At 57.5% G+C, this 22,337-nt stretch carries 21 protein-coding genes; 9 read left to right on the forward strand and 12 right to left on the reverse strand.

Annotated features, from left to right (window positions below; genetic code table 11):
• Window positions 1-55: 55 nt before the first annotated feature.
• Together MED193_RS04420 and trkA are read right to left on the reverse strand one after the other, a co-directional pair.
• Complete coding sequence (locus tag MED193_RS04420) at window positions 56-1,591, reverse strand: TrkH family potassium uptake protein (protein WP_009808443.1); 1,536 nt, start codon at window positions 1,589-1,591, stop codon at window positions 56-58.
• A 1-nt stretch (window position 1,592) separates the two neighbouring features.
• Window positions 1,593-2,969: a Trk system potassium transporter TrkA gene (gene trkA / locus MED193_RS04425; protein ID WP_009808444.1), complete on the reverse strand. Its 1,377-nt coding sequence runs from the start codon at window positions 2,967-2,969 to the stop codon at window positions 1,593-1,595.
• A 118-nt stretch (window positions 2,970-3,087) separates the two neighbouring features.
• On the opposite strand from trkA, the gene MED193_RS04430 reads away from it, so the two are divergent.
• Entirely contained in the window at window positions 3,088-3,570 is a 483-nt protein-coding gene (locus tag MED193_RS04430) for a hypothetical protein (protein ID WP_039966640.1), read from the forward strand.
• A 150-nt stretch (window positions 3,571-3,720) separates the two neighbouring features.
• On the opposite strand, the gene MED193_RS04435 is transcribed toward MED193_RS04430, so the two are convergent.
• From MED193_RS04435 to dusB, 5 genes are all read right to left on the reverse strand, one after another.
• Window positions 3,721-5,130: a sigma-54 dependent transcriptional regulator gene (locus MED193_RS04435; protein WP_009808446.1), complete on the reverse strand. Its 1,410-nt coding sequence runs from the start codon at window positions 5,128-5,130 to the stop codon at window positions 3,721-3,723.
• Window positions 5,127-7,367 carry a PAS domain-containing sensor histidine kinase gene (locus tag MED193_RS04440; protein WP_009808447.1) on the reverse strand — a complete coding sequence of 747 codons (2,241 nt, stop codon included), beginning with the start codon at window positions 7,365-7,367 and terminating at the stop codon, window positions 5,127-5,129. Before MED193_RS04440 ends, MED193_RS04435 begins: the two co-directional genes overlap by 4 nt.
• A gap of 141 nt (window positions 7,368-7,508) precedes the next feature.
• The gene (locus tag MED193_RS04445; protein ID WP_009808448.1) at window positions 7,509-8,876 is read right to left on the reverse strand and encodes a response regulator; all 1,368 of its coding nucleotides are present in this window, start codon (window positions 8,874-8,876) and stop codon (window positions 7,509-7,511) included.
• Window positions 8,877-8,879: 3 nt separating this feature from the next.
• The gene (locus MED193_RS04450) at window positions 8,880-9,959 is read right to left on the reverse strand and encodes a nitrogen regulation protein NR(II) (protein WP_009808449.1); all 1,080 of its coding nucleotides are present in this window, start codon (window positions 9,957-9,959) and stop codon (window positions 8,880-8,882) included.
• The gene (gene dusB, locus MED193_RS04455; RefSeq protein ID WP_039965886.1) at window positions 9,956-10,942 is read right to left on the reverse strand and encodes a tRNA dihydrouridine synthase DusB; all 987 of its coding nucleotides are present in this window, start codon (window positions 10,940-10,942) and stop codon (window positions 9,956-9,958) included. The genes MED193_RS04450 and dusB overlap by 4 nt, the downstream gene beginning before the upstream one ends.
• Before the next feature lie 251 nt (window positions 10,943-11,193).
• Here dusB and MED193_RS04460 point away from each other — a divergent pair, with 251 nt between their 5' ends.
• The 4 genes from MED193_RS04460 (at window position 11,194) to MED193_RS04475 (ending at window position 14,709) form a co-directional block, all read left to right on the forward strand.
• A complete protein-coding gene (locus MED193_RS04460; RefSeq protein ID WP_009808451.1) occupies window positions 11,194-12,366 on the forward strand; it encodes a bifunctional 2-C-methyl-D-erythritol 4-phosphate cytidylyltransferase/2-C-methyl-D-erythritol 2,4-cyclodiphosphate synthase in 1,173 nt (390 codons plus the stop codon).
• Entirely contained in the window at window positions 12,363-12,860 is a 498-nt protein-coding gene (locus tag MED193_RS04465) for a phosphatidylglycerophosphatase A (RefSeq protein ID WP_009808452.1), read from the forward strand. Before MED193_RS04460 ends, MED193_RS04465 begins: the two co-directional genes overlap by 4 nt.
• The gene (locus MED193_RS04470; RefSeq protein ID WP_083790448.1) at window positions 12,857-13,411 is read left to right on the forward strand and encodes a CinA family protein; all 555 of its coding nucleotides are present in this window, start codon (window positions 12,857-12,859) and stop codon (window positions 13,409-13,411) included. The genes MED193_RS04465 and MED193_RS04470 overlap by 4 nt, the downstream gene beginning before the upstream one ends.
• Window positions 13,412-13,527: 116 nt before the next feature.
• On the forward strand, window positions 13,528-14,709 hold the full coding sequence (locus MED193_RS04475; RefSeq protein ID WP_009808454.1) for an ammonium transporter: 1,182 nt from the start codon (window positions 13,528-13,530) through the stop codon (window positions 14,707-14,709).
• 134 nt (window positions 14,710-14,843) lie between these two features.
• Here MED193_RS04475 and MED193_RS04480 read toward each other — a convergent pair whose 3' ends face one another.
• Both MED193_RS04480 and MED193_RS04485 read right to left on the reverse strand, forming a co-directional pair.
• Window positions 14,844-16,136, reverse strand: a complete 1,293-nt coding sequence (locus MED193_RS04480) for an MmgE/PrpD family protein (RefSeq protein ID WP_009808455.1) — start codon at window positions 16,134-16,136, stop codon at window positions 14,844-14,846.
• 28 nt (window positions 16,137-16,164) lie between these two features.
• Window positions 16,165-16,611, reverse strand: a complete 447-nt coding sequence (locus tag MED193_RS04485; RefSeq protein ID WP_039966644.1) for a type II toxin-antitoxin system RatA family toxin — start codon at window positions 16,609-16,611, stop codon at window positions 16,165-16,167.
• Between the two features lie 76 nt (window positions 16,612-16,687).
• Here MED193_RS04485 and hpt point away from each other — a divergent pair, with 76 nt between their 5' ends.
• Window positions 16,688-17,233, forward strand: a complete 546-nt coding sequence (gene hpt, locus MED193_RS04490; protein WP_009808457.1) for a hypoxanthine phosphoribosyltransferase — start codon at window positions 16,688-16,690, stop codon at window positions 17,231-17,233.
• A 47-nt stretch (window positions 17,234-17,280) separates the two neighbouring features.
• Window positions 17,281-17,661, forward strand: a complete 381-nt coding sequence (locus MED193_RS04495) for a GFA family protein (RefSeq protein WP_039965887.1) — start codon at window positions 17,281-17,283, stop codon at window positions 17,659-17,661.
• A gap of 54 nt (window positions 17,662-17,715) precedes the next feature.
• On the opposite strand, the gene lipA is transcribed toward MED193_RS04495, so the two are convergent.
• Window positions 17,716-18,669, reverse strand: coding sequence for a lipoyl synthase (gene lipA, locus MED193_RS04500; protein ID WP_009808460.1), 954 nt, complete (start codon window positions 18,667-18,669; stop codon window positions 17,716-17,718).
• A 317-nt stretch (window positions 18,670-18,986) separates the two neighbouring features.
• On the opposite strand from lipA, the gene MED193_RS04505 reads away from it, so the two are divergent.
• Window positions 18,987-19,535 (forward strand): peroxiredoxin, encoded by a 549-nt coding sequence (locus tag MED193_RS04505; RefSeq protein WP_009808461.1) that lies wholly within the window; start codon window positions 18,987-18,989, stop codon window positions 19,533-19,535.
• 20 nt (window positions 19,536-19,555) lie between these two features.
• Here MED193_RS04505 and MED193_RS04510 read toward each other — a convergent pair whose 3' ends face one another.
• Together MED193_RS04510 and MED193_RS04515 are read right to left on the reverse strand one after the other, a co-directional pair.
• Window positions 19,556-20,515, reverse strand: coding sequence for a hydrogen peroxide-inducible genes activator (locus tag MED193_RS04510; protein ID WP_009808462.1), 960 nt, complete (start codon window positions 20,513-20,515; stop codon window positions 19,556-19,558).
• Window positions 20,516-20,650: 135 nt separating this feature from the next.
• Window positions 20,651-21,718: a DUF6456 domain-containing protein gene (locus tag MED193_RS04515; protein ID WP_009808463.1), complete on the reverse strand. Its 1,068-nt coding sequence runs from the start codon at window positions 21,716-21,718 to the stop codon at window positions 20,651-20,653.
• A gap of 236 nt (window positions 21,719-21,954) precedes the next feature.
• Here MED193_RS04515 and MED193_RS04520 point away from each other — a divergent pair, with 236 nt between their 5' ends.
• On the forward strand, window positions 21,955-22,326 hold the full coding sequence (locus tag MED193_RS04520; protein WP_009808464.1) for a DUF6477 family protein: 372 nt from the start codon (window positions 21,955-21,957) through the stop codon (window positions 22,324-22,326).
• Window positions 22,327-22,337: the final 11 nt, after the last annotated feature.

The raw sequence follows: 22,337 nt of genomic DNA on the forward strand, positions 1-22,337 counted from the left end.
TTGACAGTTTCCAGCCGAAAAACGCTCCATCCACCCAGAGGTTAGTCACGATTGCCTAGCTGCGCCAGAAATTTGGCGACAAAAGCGCAATGATCGCCAAGGTTTCAAGCCGCCCCAGCACCATTGCAAAGCACAGGATTAGTTTAGCCACAGGCGCGAGCCCCGTCAGCACAATAGGGCTATTGCCAGCGATTTCAGTCAAGGGACCGGTGGTCGATAGCGAGGCAATGGCCAAAATCAGCGATTGTTCAAAATCACTGCCCACAGCCGAAAGCGCAGTTGAGATCAGTGCAAGCGACAAAGCAAACAGCATGAAAAATACCCAGGCAACAAAGGCCCCATTCCTCTGAATGCGCTTATTGCCACTGCCCTCGCCGCTCACAGAAGAGGGATGCACCAAGCGTTCCAGTTCGCGCATCCCATTTAAGTAAAGCGCGTAGACCCGCAACAGTTTCACCCCGCCCGCAGTTGTTGCCACCCCGCCGCCAATCACCGAAAGCCCCAGCAAGATCATTCCAGGCGTCTGCAACCCCGACCATGCCCGCGTGGTCTCCCAGTCAGCGCTTTCAAAACCGGTGGTGGACAAAAAGGACATCACCGTAAAAAGCATCCCCCAAAGGGATCGAAGCGCCTGTAGCGGTTCGGAATGGGCCCCGACCTCAAATGCCTCTAACCAATGCCAAAACAGCAACAGAACCGGCATCCCCACGAGGATCAATATCCCGGTTCGAAACTCTGGGTCCTTGTCCAGCCTTCCCGACCCCACAGTGACTGTGTCATTGGAAAAGGTCAGCCGGGACAAGGCAAAGAACATAAACAGAAACATCACCATTTCGCCGCCAATTCCACCGGTGCCCTTATCGACACCGCCAACCGCCGAAATCCCCGAGGTTGACAAGGTCGACATGGCGTGGCTGGCCCCAACCAGCGGGGTCTCACCGGTGATCATCAGCAAAATCCATAGCGCGAGGGTAAGTCCACCGTAGACCGGACCAAGCGTCCGCGCGATCTCGATCAAACGTCGTTTGGGATCAGCATCTTGTATTTGCGAAGGCGTCGCGGTCCCGCCGCCGGGCTCACCTCGGGCTGTCACCTCAAAGCCACCAAGGGACAGCGGTGCCAATACCGCAGAAGCCGAGATCCACATCAGCAGCCCGCCGAGCCAGGCCACAATGGCGCGCCACAGATGCAGACTTGGCGGCAGCCTACCAGGATCGGCAAAAATGTCAGCGCCCGTGGTGGTCACAGCGCTGACCATATCAAAATAAGCGTTCAGAAAACTTGTGTTGCGCAGTGACTCCTGCACTGGAATCGCCAGAAAGAGTGGCAGGATCACAAAGGTCGCCAAGAGCGACAGCAACTGCCCAGGCATGCCATAACGCGGCACTCGATTGCCCAGCGATAACCCTGCAAGGGTGACCAGGAACAGGCCCAGAATACCCGTATAGAAAAACGCCCGCGAGGTTGGATGATCATCCAGGATCAGCGCATGGGTTGCTGGGATCCACATGGCCAAAGAGGCAATGCTCCAGATCAACAGAAACAGCGGCAAACGCAAAAGCCGGTTGGGTGTCTTATTGCGGCGTGCCATCCTAGAAATAGTCGATGGAGACCTGCATCAGACGCTCCACTTCGGGCACATCATCTGCCATGGCAAAGAGCGCGATCACATCGCCTGTCTCGATTTTCAGCCCGCCGGTTGGGCGCAGCACTTCACCGCCCTTTCGTACCGCCCCCACCAGAACGCCCTCTGGAAAGTCAATATCGCGGATCGCCTTCCCGGCCATGGGCGAGGTGCTCATAACCTCGGTCTCAATCACCTCGGCTTCTGCATCGCCGATACTATAGACCTGACGCACCCGCCCATAGCGGATGTGACGCAGAATGGAGCTGACGGTGGTGGCACGGGGGTTGATGAAAGCATCAATTCCCAAAGGCGACAGCAACGGCAAGAGGGTTGGATCGTTGATCAGCGCAATTACAAAGGGGCAGCCCTCGGCCTTGGCCCGCACGGCAGCCAGCATATTGGTCTTGTCATCATCGGTCACAGCCAGCATCGCATCTGCGCGATCAATCCCCGCCTCGATCATCAGTGAGCGATCCAAGCCATCCCCATTGAGCACAATGGTGCGCTCCAGCGCCTCAGCCGCATGTTCGGCACATTTCCGGCTTTTCTCAATCATCTTGGCGCGGATTCGGCTGGTCCCGCTCTCCAACGCCTTGGCGACTTCCAGCCCCACGTTTCCGCCACCGACAATCACCACTCGGTCCTGACGTTTTTCAACCTTGCCAAAGACTTCTATGGTGCGGTTCACATCATCTGCATGGGCAAAGACGTAGCAACTGTCGCCCACAAACAACTGGTCCCCCGGTTCAGGCGCAAACAGTGACCCTTCGCGGCGCACCCCCACAACGATCGCCCGCAGGGTCGAGAACAAATCGGTAAGCTGCCGCAGAGGGGTATTCACCACGGGGCAATCTTCATCGATGTGGATCCCCAGGAGTTGGGCCCCCCCTTCCATGAAGATCTCGGTGTCAAAGGCCGCTGGCGCCGACAGCCGTTGCATCGCCGCAGCCGCCACTTCGCGTTCAGGGCTGATCACCACGTCAATGGGCAAATGTTCACGGCGGTACAGATCGGAATAGATCGCGGTCAGATAGCTGCGGGCTCTGAGCCGTGCAATCTTGCGCTGGATCGAAAAGACCGAATGGGCCACCTGACAGGTGACCATATTGACTTCATCGGAGTGGGTGGCCGCAATGATCATATCAGCGTCGCGCGCCCCTGCCCGGTCCAACACATCCGGATAGGACGCAAATCCCGCCACCCCCTGCACATCCAATGTATCCGTCGCACGGCGCACCAGTTCTGGGTTGTTGTCAACGACAGTGACATCGTTTTGTTCCGCAGAGAGATGGCGCGCAATCTGCCAGCCAACCTGGCCTGCACCACAGATAATAACTTTCATGCCACAGTCCCCTGGCCGCGATTATTGGGCGACATTTCGCCAGATTTGAATGCCAGAAGCCATCAGGGGGGTCAAATCAATTGTAACGCCTCTCCTTATACGGCACCCTTGCACTATGATGAAAACTCACATCGCCTGCGCATTTTCACTTGTCTTTCTGGGGCTTGCCGCCTGCGGCCCGCTGCCGGTCTATTACAAGACAGGCAGCGACCAAACCCGAACCAACAGCGATACGCTGACCTGCGAGGTCAAAGCCCTGAAAGAGGCGCCTGTCGCCAATCAAATCCGCCAACGCCCGCCCGTCTATTATCCGGGCAGAAGCCATTGCAATAGCGCTGGCAACTGTTGGACCAGCCCCGGTTACTGGGTCGATGGCGGCACCTACACGGTGGATGTGAACCAGGGGTTGCGTCGCCAACTAGTGCAGAACTGCATGACGCAAAAAGGCTATCGTCGCCTGGAACTTCCGCGCTGTACCAAAGAGCAAATCGCCCTACTGCAATCCCAACCAAAATCCTCGCGGAGCGCCGGAGGGCTGCCGGCCGAGGCCTGCGCTGTCCGGCAAAGCAACGGCAATACCGTTATTCTCCCGCCTCTCTAGAACGCGGCACCCTGAGGGCGGAAGCCTACGCTTGGCGGGGCATGAAAATGGCCCCGCTAGGGGGCCATGATGTGACATAGGGTCTCCCAAAATCACCATCAGAATCGACAGCAAACTCCTGGAGCCTCAAGGGGCCAATGGTCTGAAGCCTCAGACCATGTCCTCTTCCTTTTCGACATGGGCAATGCGTGCCCCGGTTTTATTGGAGGTCACAACCCCCAGAGATTTCAACTTACGATGCAGGGCGGAACGTTCCATCCCGACAAAGGAAGCTGTCCGACTGATATTGCCACCAAATCGGTTGATCTGCGTCAGCAGATACTCTCGCTCGAAAGCTTCGCGCGCCTCGCGCAATGGCAGGGTTGCTAGGGCACCAGACAGCACCACCCGGCCCTCTTCCACGACCTTGTCCTCTTCACGCGGCAAGTCCTTTGCCTCAATCGGCCCGGTGCCATCGCCAAGGATCAATACCCGCTCCACCATGTTCTTGAGCTGGCGCACGTTGCCTGGCCAGGTCATGGTTTGCATCAACGCGACAGCCTCATCCGCCAAGGCACGCAGCGGCAATCCCTGGCTTTCATTGAACTGAGCGATAAAATACTCCGCCAATTGCGGGATATCCTCGCGCCGATCCGCCAGTGAGGGCACATTGATCGGCACCACATTCAGGCGGTGATAAAGCTCCTGGCGGAACCGGTCTGCATTGATCTCCGCCTCAAGATCCTTGTTGGTGGCCGAGATCACGCGCAAATCTACGCGCACTTTGTCATTGCCTCCAACACGTTGGAACTGTTGATCCACCAATACCCGCAAAATCTTTGACTGAGTGCCCAGCGGCATGTCTGCAACTTCATCAAAGAAAATCACACCGCCATGGGCCTGTTCCAGCAAGCCAGGTTCGACACCGCGCTCAGAGCTTTCGCGGCCGAACAGCACTTCTTCCATGCGGTCAGGCTCAATTCCGGCACAGCTCACCGTGACAAAGGGTGCAGAAGAACGCGCAGAATTCAGATGGATATAACGCGCTGCGATCTCTTTACCGCTGCCAGCCGGACCACTGAGCATCACCCGGCCATTGGATTTTGTGACCTTATCCAGTTGGCCAACCAACCCACGAAAAGCGGCTGAAGATCCCACCATTTCGGAGCTACCGGTTTCCTTCCGCCGCAGATCAGTGTTTTCGCGGCGCAGTTGTGACGCTTCCATAGCGCGGCGGATAACCACCATTAACTGGTCAATGTTAAAGGGCTTTTCAATGAAGTCATAAGCGCCTTGTTTGATCGCAGCCACAGCGATTTCAATATTCCCGTGTCCAGAGATGATCACCACCGGCACCTCGGGGTTGTCCCGTTTCACGGTTTTGAGGATGTCAATTCCATCCATCTGACTGTCTTTGAGCCAGATGTCGAGAATGAGCAATGAGGGCAGTTCCTGGTTTAGCTGCGCCATGCAGTCTTCGGAATTCCCGGCCTTGCGTGTCGCATATCCTTCATCCTCCAGGATGTCAGAAATCAACTCGCGAATGTCACGTTCATCGTCAACAATCAAAATGTCACTCATGTCAGACCTGCTTTCACTGTATTCCGGTTCCTCTGCGCCGCGCTGGCAGCTGCGGGCAGACGTATAACGGCCATAGCACCACAATGCTGGTGCCCTTCAAAAATTGGTGCGTCCTCAAGCGAGAGAACACCACCATGTTCTTCGATAATCTTTTTCACGATCGGGAGCCCCAGTCCGGTGCCCTCGTTCCGCGTCGTTACATAGGGTTCAAACAACCGAGCGCGGTCCTCCGGTAAACCAATCCCATTGTCGGCAATGGTAATCTCATAGCCACCTGTCTGCGCCATGTGGAGCGAGATACGTATCTGCGGCTCCACCGGGGTATCGGGTTGTTTTGCTGTAAGCGTCTCGATCGCCTCACCTGCATTCTTGATAAGATTGGTCAGGGCCTGGCCAATCATGGTTGAGTCCAGATCCGCCCAAAACGGCTCTTGCGGCAGCTGCGCTGAAATGGCGACCTCTGGTTGGCCAGTCTGTTGCAGGGTCACGGCATCTCGCACCAGTGCAACCAGATCCTCCTCATGCCGTTCAGGTTCAGGCATACGCGCAAATTTGGAAAACTCATTGACGATCCGGCGTAGATCATTTGTCTGACGGACAATCACGTCGGTCATGGATTGCAACTTGTCACTGTTTTCCTCTCCCAGCATTGGGGCGAATTTGCGTTTAATCCGCTCCGCACTTAACTGGATGGGGGTGAGTGGGTTTTTGATCTCGTGGGCGATCCGCCGTGCCACGTCACCCCAGGCCGCCATCCGTTGGGCGCTCACCAGGTCGGTCACATCATCAAAGGCCACAACGTAGCCCTCAAGCTTGCCATCATCACCGCGGCGCAACGACATGCGCACCAGCAGGTTTTCCAATCGACCCTGGCGGGTCACTTTGATTTCTCCCTGCTCTGCCTCACCACCGCTTGTGACCAATGTCTCAAACAGCGGCCCGAACTCAGGGATCGCAACCGAAAGCGCCAGTGTCTGCTGATCCTCATGCCAATCCAAAAGCCGTTCTGCCGAGCGGTTCACAAAGGTAATTCTCCCCTCATCATCCAGACCAACAACGCCCGACGTGACCGAGGACAAAACAGAATCAAACAGGCGCCGACGCCGTTCAATCTGATTGGTGTTCTCCAACAAGGTCGCTCTTTGCGCCCGCAACTCGCGGGTCATCTGGTTGAAGTAATGGCCTAATTGTGAGATCTCATCACCGCCGTGTTCTTCGGGGACGCGGACATTCAAGTCACCGCCCCCCACCCGCTGCGCCGCAACGGTCAGCCGACCAACCGGGCGCGACAAACGTTCCGCAAACCAGATCCCCAGCCACATCGCCGCCAAAATGAGGATCAGTGCAAAGCCGATGTACAGAATGCCAAATTCAAACAGAACCCGACCGCGTTCTTTTTCAAGCTGTTGATACAGCAGCGCGGTTTCTTTGGTCTCGTCCAACAGGTTCAACAGTGCCCCATCGACATCGCGGCTTATGTACAAGAACCGATCAACAAATGCCTCCAGCCGGACAAGAGCGCGAAACTCGTTGTTGTCCCAATCCTGGATGATACTCAGCCCTTCTGAGCTGGCCTTTGCAAGATCATCGGCGCTGGGACGTTCAAAATCAAATTCATAGGAGCGCTCACCGCGGGCGCGAATACGGCCTGTGCCGTCAATGACATAGGCCTCACGCAGCCCGCGCTGGATCTGCAATTGCCCCTGTGTCAGGACCTGCCGCAATTCGGCATCGTTGATATAGTAGCTGCGGCTGCGGCTCTGATCCAAGAACCGTGACAAGGCCTGGGCATCAGTGGTTATATCCCGACGTTGCTCTTCTTGATACGCTTCAGCCGCAGCAAGCGAGCTGCCGATCACCTGATGCACCCGTTGGGAAAACCACCCCTCAAGCCCGACATTCACGGTAAGCACCGCAAAAACAGCAACGATCACGGTTGGCCCCAGCGCCAAAAAGCCAAAGGCGCCAATCAGCCGCAAATGTAGGCGAGATCCCGCCGATTTAGAGCGGCGCGCCGCAAACAAACGCACGATCTGGGTAAGCACCAAGGCAGCGATGGCCATGATGTAAACCATATCGGCGAGCAGAATCACGCGCAGCGGTCTGGAAGAGGCGCCATGGCCGAGCGGACCAAAAATCAGGAAGGTCAGCAGTGCCAGAAGCGGCCCCAAAAGGACCATTCCCAGCGTGCCAATATTGCGGGCCTGGCGCGTTTTGCGCCAGCGGTCCAAAGCCATCAAGGGGCTCTGCCCGGTCCAAAGTAGTGACTTTTGAGCCACGTAACACCCTCATTCTGATGTGTGGCCATCCCAGCCAACCGCCATATCTCGCGGTTATCACCAGAAAGCAACGGCGATGACCACAGTGATGTGGCGATATTACATCAGTTTGCGGCGGCGTGTCACCTCTATATCCAAATCTGTAATTTTCTTTCTGAGGGTATTTCGGTTGATGCCCAAAAGCTCGGCGCATTTGGCCTGATTTCCGCCCGTTGCAGTCAGCGCAATCTCGATCAAGGGGGCTTCGACTTCACGCAAGATCCGCGCATAGAGCCCGGGAGGCGGCAGAATGTCCCCATGCAGATCGAAATACCGCTGCAAATGGCGCGCCACCGAATCTGCGAGCTTCTCATTGACAGTTCCGCCAATAATCGGCCCAGCCTCAGTCTGAGGTCCAAGCGCGGCCGCGACTTCTGATCTGGTGATCTCCTCGCTATGGGCCGTCAGCGCCAGGCGCCGCACCAGGTTTTCCAATTGCCGAACATTGCCCGGCCAGGCGCAGTGGCGCATCATCTCGGTAGCCTCTTCGCTAAACCGCCGATGAGGTGCGCCGTCATTTTCGGCCCTCATCAGGAAATGTGCGGACAACAGAGAAATATCTTCGACCCTCTCGCGCAGGCTCGGCACCCGCAGCTCGGTTCCGGAAATTCTGTAGTACAGATCCTGACGCAGCGCGCCACTTTCCATTTCAGTCGCCGGATCTTTTTGACTGGTCGCCATGATACGTGGTGCATGGGTTCCTGGAGAATCCATCATCCGAACCAACCGCGCCTGTGCCTCATCTGGCAGATCGATCAACTCATCAATCAACAGAGTTCCGCCCTTAACCTCTGAGAGCAGCCGGGCAGGCCCCTCGAGTGCCATAAGATCACTTTCCGATGCAGTGACAAAAGGAAGGGTTCTGCGATCGGAGAAATCATGTACTGCCCGTGCAATGAGGGATTTTCCGGTACCGCTCTCGCCGGTGATCATCAGCGGCATATCGGTATTCATCACCCGCGCTATCAACCGGTACAGGGCCTGCATAACCTCGGTCCGTCCCACCAGCGGCAGATCTTCGGGGCGTTCTTCCTCAACCACGTTCGAACTGCTGGGGGACTTACGCGCATCAGCCATGGCCTTGGCCGTGCGTTTCATCAGTTCTGGCAGATCAAAAGGTTTCGGCAAATAGTCATAGGCTTCAGCCTCGGCGGCCTTAATCGCGGTCATGATGGTGTTTTGCGCTGAAATCACGATAACCGGCAGGCCAGGCCGATCCTGCGCAATCTTTGGCAGCATCTCCAGACCGTTGCCATCAGGCATGACCACGTCGGAAATCACCACATCGCCTTTTCCCTCAGCCACCCAACGCATGAGGGTCGTCAACGAGGAGGTTGCATGCACCCGGCACCCAGCCCGGGTCAATGCCTGCGTCAGCACGGTGCGAATAGTGCGGTCGTCATCTGCGACAAGAACGGTACCGTCCATGGGTTAAATCTCCTGCGTTTCTGCGTCTTTTGGTATTCGGGACAAGGAAAGCCGGAACACGGTGCGTCCCGGCACCGAGTCAACTGAGATCCAGCCATTGTGTTCAGCGATGATCTTGCTCACCAAGGCGAGCCCAAGCCCTGTGCCGTTTTCACGGCCAGAGACAAAGGGATCAAAAACATCGTCACGGATCGAGTCTGGCAAGCCAGGGCCATCGTCGATTACCTCGATCTGCAGAGGTAGCAGCTTGCCCGTTCCGTCACTCCGGCGCATTCTAAAGGAATGCTCATAGTAGCTGCGAATGCTGATGGTGCCCCCCGTTGGAGAGGCCGCCTCTGAAGCATTCTTGAGCAGGTTTAACACCACCTGAAGCAATTGATCGGCATCCCCCCAGGCCAGCGGCAGCGAGGGATCATAGTCTTCGATAATGGTCATATGGGCGCCAAAGCCGAGCAAAGCCGAGCGCCGCGCCCGGTCCAGAACGTCATGGAGGTTTACCGGCTTGAACTGGGGTTCGCTCAAATTTCCGAACTGTTCCACCTGATCAAGCAGCTTAACGATACGACGGCTTTCGCTGACAATTAGATCTGTAAGTTCAACATCTTCCCCAGTGAGGTTCATGCTCAAGAGCTGGGCCGCTCCGGTGATACCAGCAAGCGGATTCTTGATTTCATGGGCCAGCATTTCAGCCATGCCTATAGCCGATTGCGCCGCTGATTTGGCAGAATGGTTCTGCGTCATCCGCGCCGCCAACTCACGCGGGGAAAGCAGCAACAACATCTCCCCCTCTTGGCCCTGTACAGGCGCGACCTGAACCCCACATTGCAACGGTGCCCGCCCCCGCGAGCCCACGTCTATGTCGTTCACGAAAAGAGGCGTCCCTTGGGTCCGGGCGCGCTCAAACGAGGCCTCAATGGGGGCATCAATAGCGATCTTTTCCCAGAGCGGCTGGTTCAGCAATCCCCGACGGGAGGTGTTCAAAAATCCCTCGGCGGCAGAATTGGCATCCAGAATACGGTTGTCAGGGCCGATCAGAAAGGCGGGAATCGGGAGCGAGGCCCAAAGTGCGGTGTCCGAAATCATGCGGCTCCCTTTCGTAGAGAAGAGGACAAGGCATCAGGCAAGAGCCGTAGTACCTCGGTTGGGGATTTCTCGGTCAAAATAGCGCGCCGCAAAGCGGCTGGCGTCTGGGCCTGATCCATGTACCAGCCCAAATGCTTCCGGGCGACGCGCAGGCCCAGATCGCCGCCATAAAAGCCCAACATCGCCTCGTAATGCTTTGAAACCATGTCGATAAGATCATCACCTTCGGGAATGGCAGGTGCCGCACTGCCCCAAAGGTCGCTGGCGACCTGTGCCAGGAGCCAGGGCTTGCCTTGGATGCCACGGCCGATCATCACCCCATCGGCACCAGAGCGCTCCAGGGCACTGGTCGCCGTTGCACTGTCAACGATATCGCCATTGGCCAGAACCGGAAGGCCCACCGCCTCTTTAACCGCACGGATAGCGGACCAATCCGCACGGCCTTTGTAAAACTGACAGCGCGTGCGACCGTGGATCGTGACCATTTGAATGCCCGCCGCCTCGGCACGGGCCGCAACGGAGGCAGCGTTCAGGCAATTGTCATCCCAGCCCAAGCGGGTTTTTAGGGTCACGGGAATATCCACGGCCTCGACCACCGCCTCAATCAGCGACAGGGCATGATCCGGCGTTTTCAACAGGGCAGAGCCAGAATAGCCGTTGGTCACTTTCTTGGCGGGACAGCCCATGTTGATATCAATCACGCGTGCGCCACGATCCGCGACCTGTCGCGCGGCCTCGGCCATCCAGCTGGCTTCGCGTCCCGCAAGCTGCACTGCGGTGTTTTCCACATCGGCGCTCAACTCGGCGCGTTCGCGCACACCAGGCTTGGACTGAACCATCTCCTGACTGGCCACCATTTCACTGACCATAAGCCCAACACCAAAGGACCGCACCAGATCGCGGAACGGGCGATCCGTGATTCCAGCCATGGGGGCCAGTGCGATAGGGGGGGTCAATGAAGTGGTTCCGAGGGTGAAGGACAACTGCCTAATCCTTGTGCGAGTGCGTGTTTTGTAACCGAAGCCCCCGGTATTGGACAATGAAACCGCCCTCTGCAAGGGGACAACTCCACCCACATGCCTAAATTTTAAGCAGCCATCCACAGGTGATTGCCTCTGGAACCGGCAGAACCTAAACAAATCCCAGCACAGACTTGGCACACTGCCCGGGCATTCCAGGCCAACGCACTGGCCTGAAAGACAGGACCAGAGTGACCCAAAATAATGAGGGCTTAATGAAGACAGCTGCCTTGATCGTTGCCGCCGGACGCGGCACCCGCGCCGGCGTCGGCCTGCCAAAGCAATGGCGCCCCCTTAGGGGTAAGCGCGTCATTGACTGGACAATCAATGCCTTTCGGGATGCAGGGATTGGCACCATCGTTCTGGTGCTGTTGGCCGAAGATCGTGAAGCCTGGGATAGCTTTGCAGACCAGAGCGACCTGATCCTGACCGCAGGCGGCCCAGAGCGTGCGATCTCTGTGCAAAATGGCCTGTCCACTCTGCGCGATCACGCAGAGCACCAGAGGCTGCCGATCTCAAAGGTGTTGATCCATGATGCCGCCCGCCCCTGCACCAGCCAGGCGCTGATCGCCGCCGTTATTGCCGCACTAGACCATGGCCCAGCCGCCGCCCCCGCCCTTGCGGTGACAGATGCACTCTGGACCGGTGCAAAGGGTATGGTTACAGGCACCCAAGACCGCTCTGGGCTCTTTGCCGCGCAAACCCCGCAGGGCTTCCGCCTCGATGCAATCCTGCAAGCCCATGCCCGGCATCCCGGCGGGGCTGCCGATGATGTGGAGGTTGCCCGGGAGGCTGGCCTGGAGGTTGCAATCATCGCCGGAGAGCCGGACAATATCAAAATCACTCGGCCCGAGGATTTTGCCCGCGCCGCCAAAATATTAGAAACGGAAGATAAAATGAGTATCAGCCCCGACATCAGACTGGGCAATGGCTACGACGTGCATCGTTTTGGCCCCGGTGACAGCGTCATCCTTTGCGGGGTCGAAATCCCGCATGATCGCAGCCTTCAGGGCCACTCAGATGCAGATGTGGGTATGCACGCGGTAACAGATGCGATCTATGGCGCCCTTGCGCAGGGCGACATCGGCCAGCACTTCCCGCCCTCAGATCCCCAGTGGAAAGGCGCCGCAAGCGAGATCTTTCTGCGCCATGCCGCTGAACTGGCGCGTGAGATGGGGTTTCAGATATCCAACGTTGATTGCACTCTGGTCTGTGAATATCCAAAAATCGGTCCCCGGGCAGAAAAGATGCGCAGCGTGATGGCAGAGATTCTGGGGATTGACCCCACCCGCGTGTCGATCAAGGCCACCACCTCTGAACGGCTGGGCTTCACCGGGCGCAGCGAAGGTATTGCCGCGCTGGCGACTGCGGCCCTGGTGAAACCATGACCCTGGCCGCAATGATTGCCACCGTCGGCGGTGTAGGGTATCTCCGCCCGGCTCCGGGCACCTGGGGCTCCCTGGTGGCCCTGCCCATGGCCTATGCCCTGCACCAGCTTGGCGGCTTTCCCCTGCTGGCCCTGGCCACGGTGATCTGCACCGGGCTTGGCATCTGGGCAACAGCGGAAATGACAAGAGGTAAATCCGATCACGACCCGTCAGAAATTGTCATCGACGAAGTCGCCGGGCAATGGCTGGCCATCTGGGCGATCTCCTATCCAGCCTGGGCCAAAGGGATTGAGATCACCGCGCTCTGGCCCGGCTGGATTGCCGCCTTTGTACTGTTCCGCCTCTTCGACATTTGGAAACCTGGGCCCGTGGGCTGGGCCGATGGCAAAGAGGGCCCCGTCGGGGTAATGATGGATGATGTCATTGCCGGGCTGCTGGCGGCTATTGGTGTCGTCCTGCTCGCCGGTTTCAGCCACGGGGTACTAGGTCTATGAGTCACACTCTCTCACAATCACCGCCGGACTTAACGCTCGATATCGCGAATCTCATTGCTCTGGCGACCCAACTAGGCCTCACCATGGCAACCGCTGAAAGCTGTACCGGCGGCTTGGTTGCGGCGGCCCTGACCGATGTTCCCGGCTCCTCTGCGGTCTTGGACCGCGGCTTTGTCACCTATTCCAACCGCGCCAAGCAAGAGATGCTAGGCGTCAGCCCTGCAACGCTTGACGCCTATGGCGCTGTCAGCGAAGAGGTCGCTGCGGAGATGGCACAGGGTGCCCTAAACCAAGCACAGGTACACCTAGCAGTGGCAATTACAGGCATCGCCGGTCCAGGCGGGTCCGGACTCAAGCCCGAAGGTCGGGTCTGTTTCGGCCTAGCCAGAACAGGCCAAAAGGTCATGGTCGAAACCATCGAGTTTGGCGCCCTGGGGCGTGACCGCGTGCGGGCCAAGAGCTGTGCACATGCGCTTTTACTGCTGCAAAATTCGACTTTGCAAATCGAGCGCATTTTAGGCAACGGCAGTCAAATTACGCCTATTCTTTAATCACTTTTACAAAAGCCCATGTTTTTGGCGCTTTTGACCCACGTGACGCTTTTTTCCTCACTTCAGATCAGGTCTGTGATCCACCAACCACGCAAGCGGGATGGAAGGACGACCCCATGAATGGAGCTGATACAGCTTGGATCATTGTAGCAACGGCCCTTGTGCTGTTTATGACTCTGCCAGGGCTTGCCCTGTTTTACGGCGGCTTGGTGCGTGCACGAAATGTGCTCAGCGTCTTTATGCAATGCTACGCAATTGCCTGTTTGATGAGCATTCTCTGGCTCGCCTTTGGCTACACCATTGCCTTTGGTCCCGGCGAGAGCGGCTATTGGGGCGGGCTAGACAAGATGTTCCTCAACGGGGTCACCGCAGATAGTCTCAGCGGCACCCTGCCCGAGATCCTGTTCTTTGCCTTTCAGATGACCTTTGCCATCATTACTCCGGCCCTGATTGTGGGCGCCTATGTGGAACGGGTTGGCTTTGCCTTTGTACTGACCTTTTCAGGGCTTTGGATGCTGCTGTGCTATGCCCCCGTGGTGCATTGGATCTGGGGCGGCGGCATTATGGCAGATGGCGGCATCTTTGGTGAGGTCGGCGTCAAGGATTTTGCCGGTGGAATCGTGGTGCATGAAACCGCCGGTCTGGCAGCCCTGATCATCGCCATCTTCCTTGGACCACGCAAGAACCGCACAACCCCACCGCATAACCCCGGTTATGTGGTCATCGGGGCTGCAATGCTCTGGGTTGGCTGGTTCGGCTTCAATGGTGGCTCGCAGTTGGCCGCTGATGGCGGTGCCGCCATGGCCATCACCGTCACCCATCTGTCAGCCGCCGCCGCTTCGCTGACCTGGGCGCTGTGGGAAAAGATCAAATACGGCAAGGCTTCGGTTGTGGGTCTGGTCACCGGCACCATCGCAGGCCTCGCCTCGATCACCCCGGCCAGCGGCTTTGTTGGCCCCGTTGAAGCGCTGATCATCGGCGGTATCGCTGGTATCCTGTGTCAGGAGCTGGTGAATCTGGTCCGCAACAAGCTGCATATCGACGACACCCTGGATGTCTTTGCCGTACACGGGGTTGGCGGGATTTTTGGCACCGTGATGATCGCAGTCTTTGGCGAAGCCAGCTGGTTTGCGCAATTGGGCGCCCTGGCAGTGGTTGGGATATTTACCACCGTTGTCACCATCGCCCTGATCAAAATCGTCGGTGCCTTCACATCGCTGCGCGTTGATGTTGAAACCGAAACCAATGGGCTGGACATCTCTGTTCATGGCGAACGCGCCTACGACATGACGAGCTAAACAAAGTGTCACGCCCGATCAGCGGGCACACCACACAGATGCCACCACTCACGCGGCATAGATGCATTTCGGTGCATTGGCGGGCGCCCCAGACCGAGGGGCGCCCGCTTTGTATTCTGCCCACATGGCCGAGATCAAAAATGTGCGGCGATATCTGCAGCTGATCCGCTGCCCTGCAGCATGGCCCACAGCGCGGCGCTGCGTTCCGCACCGATCAGAGCCTGGACCTTCCCCATCAGCCGCTCTTGGCGCAGCTCATAGGCCACTGGCGTTTGCAAGTCATGGCTGGCCTCCAGGCGTCTACCGTCACGACGGACCAAGGTCACATAGGCCTGCGTCTCAGTGAGGCTTTCGTCGGCCTGCACATGGATCAAATCGCGCAGCCCAACCAGCCGTGGATCCCGGCACAGCGCAGCACTGTAGCTGTCCAGCCGCGCGGTATCTTTGCCAAGTGCCTGCAAGGCCAACACGGTGCGATAAGAGAATTTGGCCCCAAGTCCAGTCTCTGGCGCAGTCTGATTGCACACGGTCATCCAGCGCGGATGGGTCCGCACCGTCAGACTGGCGATTTCAGGCGCGGCCAGATCCAGGCTGCGCGCCGCTTCCAGTGCCGCATGCAGCCCATGGCAACAGGCGTGAAATTTATGGCTGATCTCTTCGCACAGCCAGACCCGCCCCAGATCCTGCAGGGCTGCATCCCTATTGCCCTCGCCGTGATGGGTGCCGCCAAACCCCAGAGCCCCCTCTAGGGCCTCCGGGTTTGCCTCGAATCCCGCTGCAACCAGCTGGGCCACTTCGACCCCGGCGGTGGCGGCAAGGCCTGCGTTATAGGGTTTGCCCATGGTGCCAAACTGCGCCTTCAGCCCTGCCGCGCGGGTGGCACACAGCCCCAGCGCCATTTCCATCTGCCCCGGTGTCAGTCCCAGCAAACGCCCTGACGCCGCCGTCGCGCCAAAGGCCCCGGCCGTGGCCGTCTGATGAAACCCCATTTGGTAATGAGACCTCCCCAGCCACACCCCCAACCGGATTGAGAGTTCCATGCCAAAAAGCGCGGCCTCGATGATCTGCGATACTGACCTGCCCTGAAGCTGACCAAGCGCAAAGGCCGCTGAAAACACTGCCACCGAGGGGTGGCCAATATGGGCAAAATGGGTATCGTCATAGTCCAGCGCATGCGAGATGGTGCCATTGGCCAGGGCGGCCATGCGCGCGGGAACAGCAGTGCCGCCAAACAGCGTTGCCTGCGCCGCGCCTGCCTCCGCCAAAGCCTGGGCGCGCAGGATCTGCGCAACTGGCTCCGTCACTCCGGCAATACCACAGGCCAGCCAATCCAGGGCCGAAAGCTGCGCCATCTTGAGAGCCGCGCTGTTGGGCCGGGTGTCAGAAATTGCAAAAGCGGCCAGCTGGCCCGTGAAAGTACTGCTCATCGTTCAGGCTTCCTGTGTTCAGGGCAGCCTAGCCGTATAGCTCAGCCGCGCGGCGCTCGAATGCTTTTACAATACGCTGCATCGCCTCGTTAAAGACAACCCCGATGATGCCCTGCAACACCGCATTTTTGAACTCAAAATCGACAAAGAAGCTCACATCACAGGTGCCATCCTCGCGCGGGGCAAAGCTCCAATTCGATTTCATATAGCGAAAGGGGCCATCCAGATATTCGGTGTCGATTTTCATATCATCGGCGAACAGCGTCACCCGGCTGCCAAAGCGCTCGCGGAACACCTTGAAGGAGATCACCAGATCCGCCTCCATGACCTCAGCCGTCCCTTGCTGACTACGGCTACGGATACGTGCAGCGGCACACCAGGGCAGAAACTTGGGATATTGCCCCACATCCGCCACCAGCCCGTACATCTGCTGTGCGGTATAGGGCATCTGGCGGTTTTCTGAGTGAACTGGCATGGGCGGCATCTATTTTCTTGCTATGATCGTGCCGCGTCATGTCCTATGAACGCGCGGGAATTTCAAGGGGTCAGACATGCCACAGCGTCCATATGTCATCGATGTGATGATTTCAGCCAAAACCATTGCAGCACGTATCGAAGAGCTGTGCGATGAAATCACAGAGGAATTTGGCAACACGGACAAACTGGTTGTTGTCGGCCTGTTGCGCGGCAGCTTTGTCTTTATTGCCGACCTGGTGCGCGAGCTGGACCTGCCGATTGAGGTCGATTTTCTCGAAGCGTCTTCTTACGGAGATGGCATGGAAAGCAGCCGAGAAGTTCGTATTCTCAAAGACTTGCGCGGCGCTATTGAGGGTCGTGACGTGCTGGTGGTCGAGGATATCGTCGATACTGGCCACACTCTGAACCATGTCACCAAACTGCTGGCAAGCCGAAAACCGGCGCGGCTGAAGTCCATCGCTTTGTTGGACAAACCATCGCGGCGTGAGGTGGATTTCCGTTCGGACTGGATCGGATTTGAAATCCCGGATGAATTTGTTGTGGGCTATGGCATCGATTTTGCGCAGCGCAACCGCAACCTGCCCTATATTGGCAAGGTCCGCTTTACCGACGAGTCATAAGCGCCCGCAACATCTCCCCTGCCCGCACCCCAACTGGAAACACCCAGATGACGGATCATTCAGGAAGCTGCCTCTGTGGCGCTGTCACGATTTTGGCGCAGGGCACGCCCGACCGGGTGGGGCTCTGCCATTGCCAGGACTGCCGCAAACACCATGGTGCGCTGTTTCATGCATCAGCCGTGTTTCAGGCGCAGGCCGTAACCGTGCAAGGGGAGACCAACAGCTATCAGGGCCGTCACTTCTGCCCCCGTTGCGGATCCTCAGTCTATTCCTGCAGCCCTGGCGAGATCGAGCTGCATCTGGGCATATTGGATCAGCCAGGCCGACTGATCCCAAGCTATGAATTGTGGTGCCTTCGCCGCGAAGCCTGGTTGCCAACATTCACTGGCACTCGGCGGTATTTACGTGACCGAGACAACACAGGCTAAAAACGGCGGGCACCACGTCCAGCGATATGGTGCCCATCGCAGACCCATGGTTGATTAGGCCAGACCCAGCTTGGCATTACGCGCGTCACGCAGGCGGGCAAAATCATCGCCAGCATGATACGAGGAACGCGTCAGCGGCGTGGCTGAAACCATATGAAAGCCCTTGCCATAGGCGGCCTTCTCATAGGATTTGAACTCATCCGGGGTCACAAAGCGATCCACAGCGTGGTGTTTCGGCGTCGGCTGCAGGTACTGGCCAATGGTGAGGAAATCAATATCCGCAGCGCGCATATCGTCCATCACCTGCCGCACGGCCTGTTCATCCTCACCCAGACCAACCATGATGCCAGATTTGGTAAACATCGATGGATCCAGCTCTTTCACCCGCTGCAACAGACGCAGGGAGTGGAAATAGCGCGCACCGGGGCGCACCTCGGGGTAGAGGCCAGGCACCGTTTCCAGATTGTGATTGAACACATCGGGGCGGGCCTCGATGATCTGCTCAATCACCGCCATATCACATTTGATGAAATCTGGCGTCAGGATCTCAATGGTGGTCTTGGGGCTGCGGTGGCGCACGGCGCGGATGGTCTGGGCAAAATGCTCTGCCCCGCCATCTGAGATATCGTCGCGATCCACCGAGGTGATAACCACGTGGTTCAGCCCCAGCTTCTGCACCGCATGGGCAACCCGGCCCGGCTCAAAGGCATCCAGATCCTCGGGCGGCTTGCCGGTGGCAATGTTGCAGAAGGTACAGGCGCGGGTGCAGACCTCGCCCATGATCATCATGGTTGCGTGACCCTGGCTCCAGCATTCGCCAACGTTGGGGCAGCCTGCTTCTTCGCAGACAGTCACCAGCCCATTGTCACGCATGATCTTATGGGTTTCCGCATAGCCCTTGCCGCCAGGGGCCTTGACCCGGATCCAGCTGGGTTTCTTTGGCTGGGCATTGTCCGGGCGATTTGCCTTTTCAGGATGCCGTTGCTCGGGAATTTTGAGATCACGCATGGTGGGTCCGCTTCTGGCCTATGTTTGTAGCTGACTTAGCACGTTCATTCCTTGACGTCACCGCGACATTGAAATTTCTGCCTTGCAGATAACGCATAGCATCAGTGTCTAAGGTCATTTGGTTCAAAAACCCTTTCTCTGTATCGGTGGTGCGCTCAATGACATGCCAGCACAATAGTTGGGCAATTTGTTCATATTTTCAACACACTCCACAAAAGGTGATGACAGTTTCGTAACAGCCCTCTGGAGTGGTTGCGCTCAATTTAGAACTATTATAAATGCCTGAAAAACTGGTTCATCATCCATGGAGTTGAAAGATGAAAGCTGGCGTAAAACTGCCCGACGTGACCTTTAAAACGCGCGTACGCGACGAAGCCGTGGGTGGCCCGAACCCATTCCGCTGGGAAGACAAAACAACCGCAGATTACTTTGCCGGCAAGCGCGTTGTCCTGTTCTCCCTGCCCGGCGCTTTTACCCCCACATGTTCCACCTATCAATTGCCTGGCTTTGAAAAAGGCTACGCCGATTTCCACGCCGAAGGCATCGACGGCATCTACTGCATGTCCGTGAACGACAGCTTTGTGATGAACAAATGGGCCGAATCGCAGAACCTGGAAAACGTTGGCGTTATCCCTGACGGCTCTGGTGAGTTCACCCGCAAGATGGGTATGTTGGTTGCCAAAGACAATCTGGGCTTTGGCGCACGCTCCTGGCGTTATGCAGCCATCGTCAACGATGGTGTTGTAGAAGCCTGGTTCGAAGAGCCCGGCCTCTGTGACAACCACGGCGAAGACCCCTATGGCGTCTCTTCCCCAGAAAACGTTATGAAGCACCTGCAGGCAGCTAAAGAAACGGCAGCAGCCTAAACGCCACAGTGTTTCAAGATCTATTGAGGCTCGGGCTCGCCAATGGCGGGCCCGTAGTCTTTTTGAGCCTCGGCAAGAATACTCTGCCCGGCCTGTCGTGCCACTCTTGCCAGATCCTGAAACCACTGCGCCTCTGCGGTGCTGGCGCGCCGGATCAAGCCAATGCGACGCTTTGGCTCTGGGGCGGCAAAGCGTTGCACACAAAGCCCCTGAGCTGCGTTACATTCTGCCGCCAGGGCGAGCTCTGGCATCAGGGTAAGGCCAAATCCTGCTGCGACCAACCGCGACAGTGTGGCCAGCGAGCCTGCCCCCATATTGATCCCCGTCGCCGAACGCGCAACGCCGCAGACTTCTAACGCCTGATCGGTGAGGCAATGACCATCCTCCAACAGCATCAAATGATCCGGTTCTAGGTCCGAAGGGTCCACTTTAGGATGTCCCGCATTGACCTGCGCCAGACGATTGGCCGACCCTGCGAGCAAAAAATGATCTTCGAAAAGCGCCTCTTCGACCAGGCCAGCGCCGCCGCTGGGAAGGGCCATAATGGCCACATCCAAGCCCCCGCTTTGCAAGGCCTCAAGCAGTCGTTCGGTTCTTGCCTCACGTACTTGTATGTTCAAATGCAAATCTTGAGCCCGCAGATCCGCCAGCAACCCAGGCAACAAATAGGGTGCAATCGTCGGGATCACCCCGAGCGACAGGCTGCGTTGGCCGCTGCTTTGGTCCCGCGCCAGGCGCTCCAATCGCCCGGCCACCATCAAAATCTCTTCACTTTGGGCCAATACTTCGCGCCCCAGCGGCGTCAAGATCACATCCCGCGCACGCCGTTCAACCAAAATACCCCCCATCAGATCTTCCAGAGCCTTGATCTGAACGGACAGCGCGGGCTGAGAGACATGGCAGGCCTGGGCGGCACGACCAAAATTGCGATGCTCACAAAGCGCCCGAAAGTAGCCTAGCTGTCGAAGTGTAAAGTTCATAATCCCTGTTTATCAAACCAGCGGCAGCCCACAATGAAGATTTATAAGCCTTACTCAAAAATCTCAGAGACGGATATTCTCAGCCCCGCAGTTTGTTGGTTCTGTTGCTCCGGCCCCGCAACCCGCTCTGCTGCCTTAACCGATCAATTGATTGCTCCGAGCCACGCCCAGGCGTTCATCCAGGTCTTCGTAAAAGGCCTTGAGCTGGGATAACGCAATCCTCAGAACAATTTTCCCCGAGCGCGCAGACCAGCCCAGTTGGCGCTCTGCGGCTTCCAGGCCTTCGAGATGGCAACAGCACCGCAGAGCGATATCATTGAGCCCAGACCCCAGAGCAGCCAGAGCATCAGCCGCCCGCTTTTTTGCGGCCACTGAAGCCGGGCTCTGCTTTGGCAGGGCTCGGTTACAATTTTCAGAGGCGGAAAAATACGCCCTACTCTGTTCCAGATGGTCGCCGATTTGCGCCAGTTCAAAGTCTTCCCGCAGACGTTTCCCAGCCTCCACCAATGTGCGGTCCAGAAACGGCTCCCCCGTTTTGTCCTGCAATCGCGCCAACATGTCTAAAGGTGTCTCCGCCTGCCCATACCGCGCGCGGCGCTCTTTGGCCTTGTCCCCTGGCGCGGCAAGAAACCCTCTCTGGGCTTCGCTAAAGCCGCCCTCCAGCTTGGCGCGCGCCTGGTTCTCACGCTCTGCCATCAAACGGCTGTAAACCGTACGCCCTGCTGACGTTATGTGGTAGCGACGCAGTCGGCCAGGCCGAGTGCAGCTGATCCAGCCCAGCAGCGCCAGGTTCCCGGCCAGGGCTTGATCTACCGGAAGTCTGGTCATTGCGGCATCCCCTTCTTTCACAACCACGGCTTTTTCCATGCCATCTGCAACAGCCAAAACCGCGCCGCTCTGACACAAACGGGCCAATACCTCTAGAGCTGCCGTTTTGAGCATCACCGTATCCGCAAAATTCTGGTGGCTTGGTGCGGTCTTTCCCTCAAAGTGCACCGCCGCCAATGCAGCAATAGCGCCATCCACCAAAGGATCGTCCCGGCGGTTTTCAACACGACGGACCTGACGAAGCACCGTGGAGGGGTGGCATTTCAGGTTTCTTGCCAATTGGCGGATCGAGATCCCGCCTTCGGTATGGTCTAGGTATCTCTGGACCTCAGCGGGAACCCATTCCGGCAGTGATTGTGCCAACTGTCTTTGCATGAATGCTGATCTCCGGTCGTCACTCAGGCAAATAGTCCACATGCTGCCCCCATAGTTGCCCACAGCGCCAGAGAGTCTACCCACCTGATTTTGAACAGAACTTCGGTTTATCCATCATTGTTTCCAAATTTGGATCAATCAACAAACAATAGACCGCGCGGCAAACGGCGCTTCCGGGCAACACCCGTATGGGTTGTGATATAGGGGGCTCACACGCTTTCAAAAGGAATACTGATATGCAGGACCTCCTGAGCCGTTTAAAAACCCTTCATCGCCCAAGACTTTTGGTTAGAACTGCCCGCATAGGTGCGGCGAACTACAGCCGTGATCGGGATTTATGCCGTATTCTTGGCTATGGACATCTCCCCAGATCTGCCGTTGCGATCCTGCGCCTGCTGGATCTTGAACAAGAGGTGAACCAACAGCGCCTAAATGGAGACGCTGGCTATGCCATTACCCGCCATGTCGAGATCTTGATTGCACTGACAGGCGAAGCTGCCTACCTGGTCCGCCCAGAGCGCGAGGACGGGGCCCCAGAGACAGAGTTGGGAAACCTAAGCCTATGCCAAACAAAAACAGGCGGCGGCCTGAATGGCCACCGCCTCTAATAGTTCGCCCT

Origin of the sequence: Roseobacter sp. MED193 (genome assembly GCF_000152965.1) — a bacterium.
GTDB lineage: Bacteria > Pseudomonadota > Alphaproteobacteria > Rhodobacterales > Rhodobacteraceae > Pseudophaeobacter.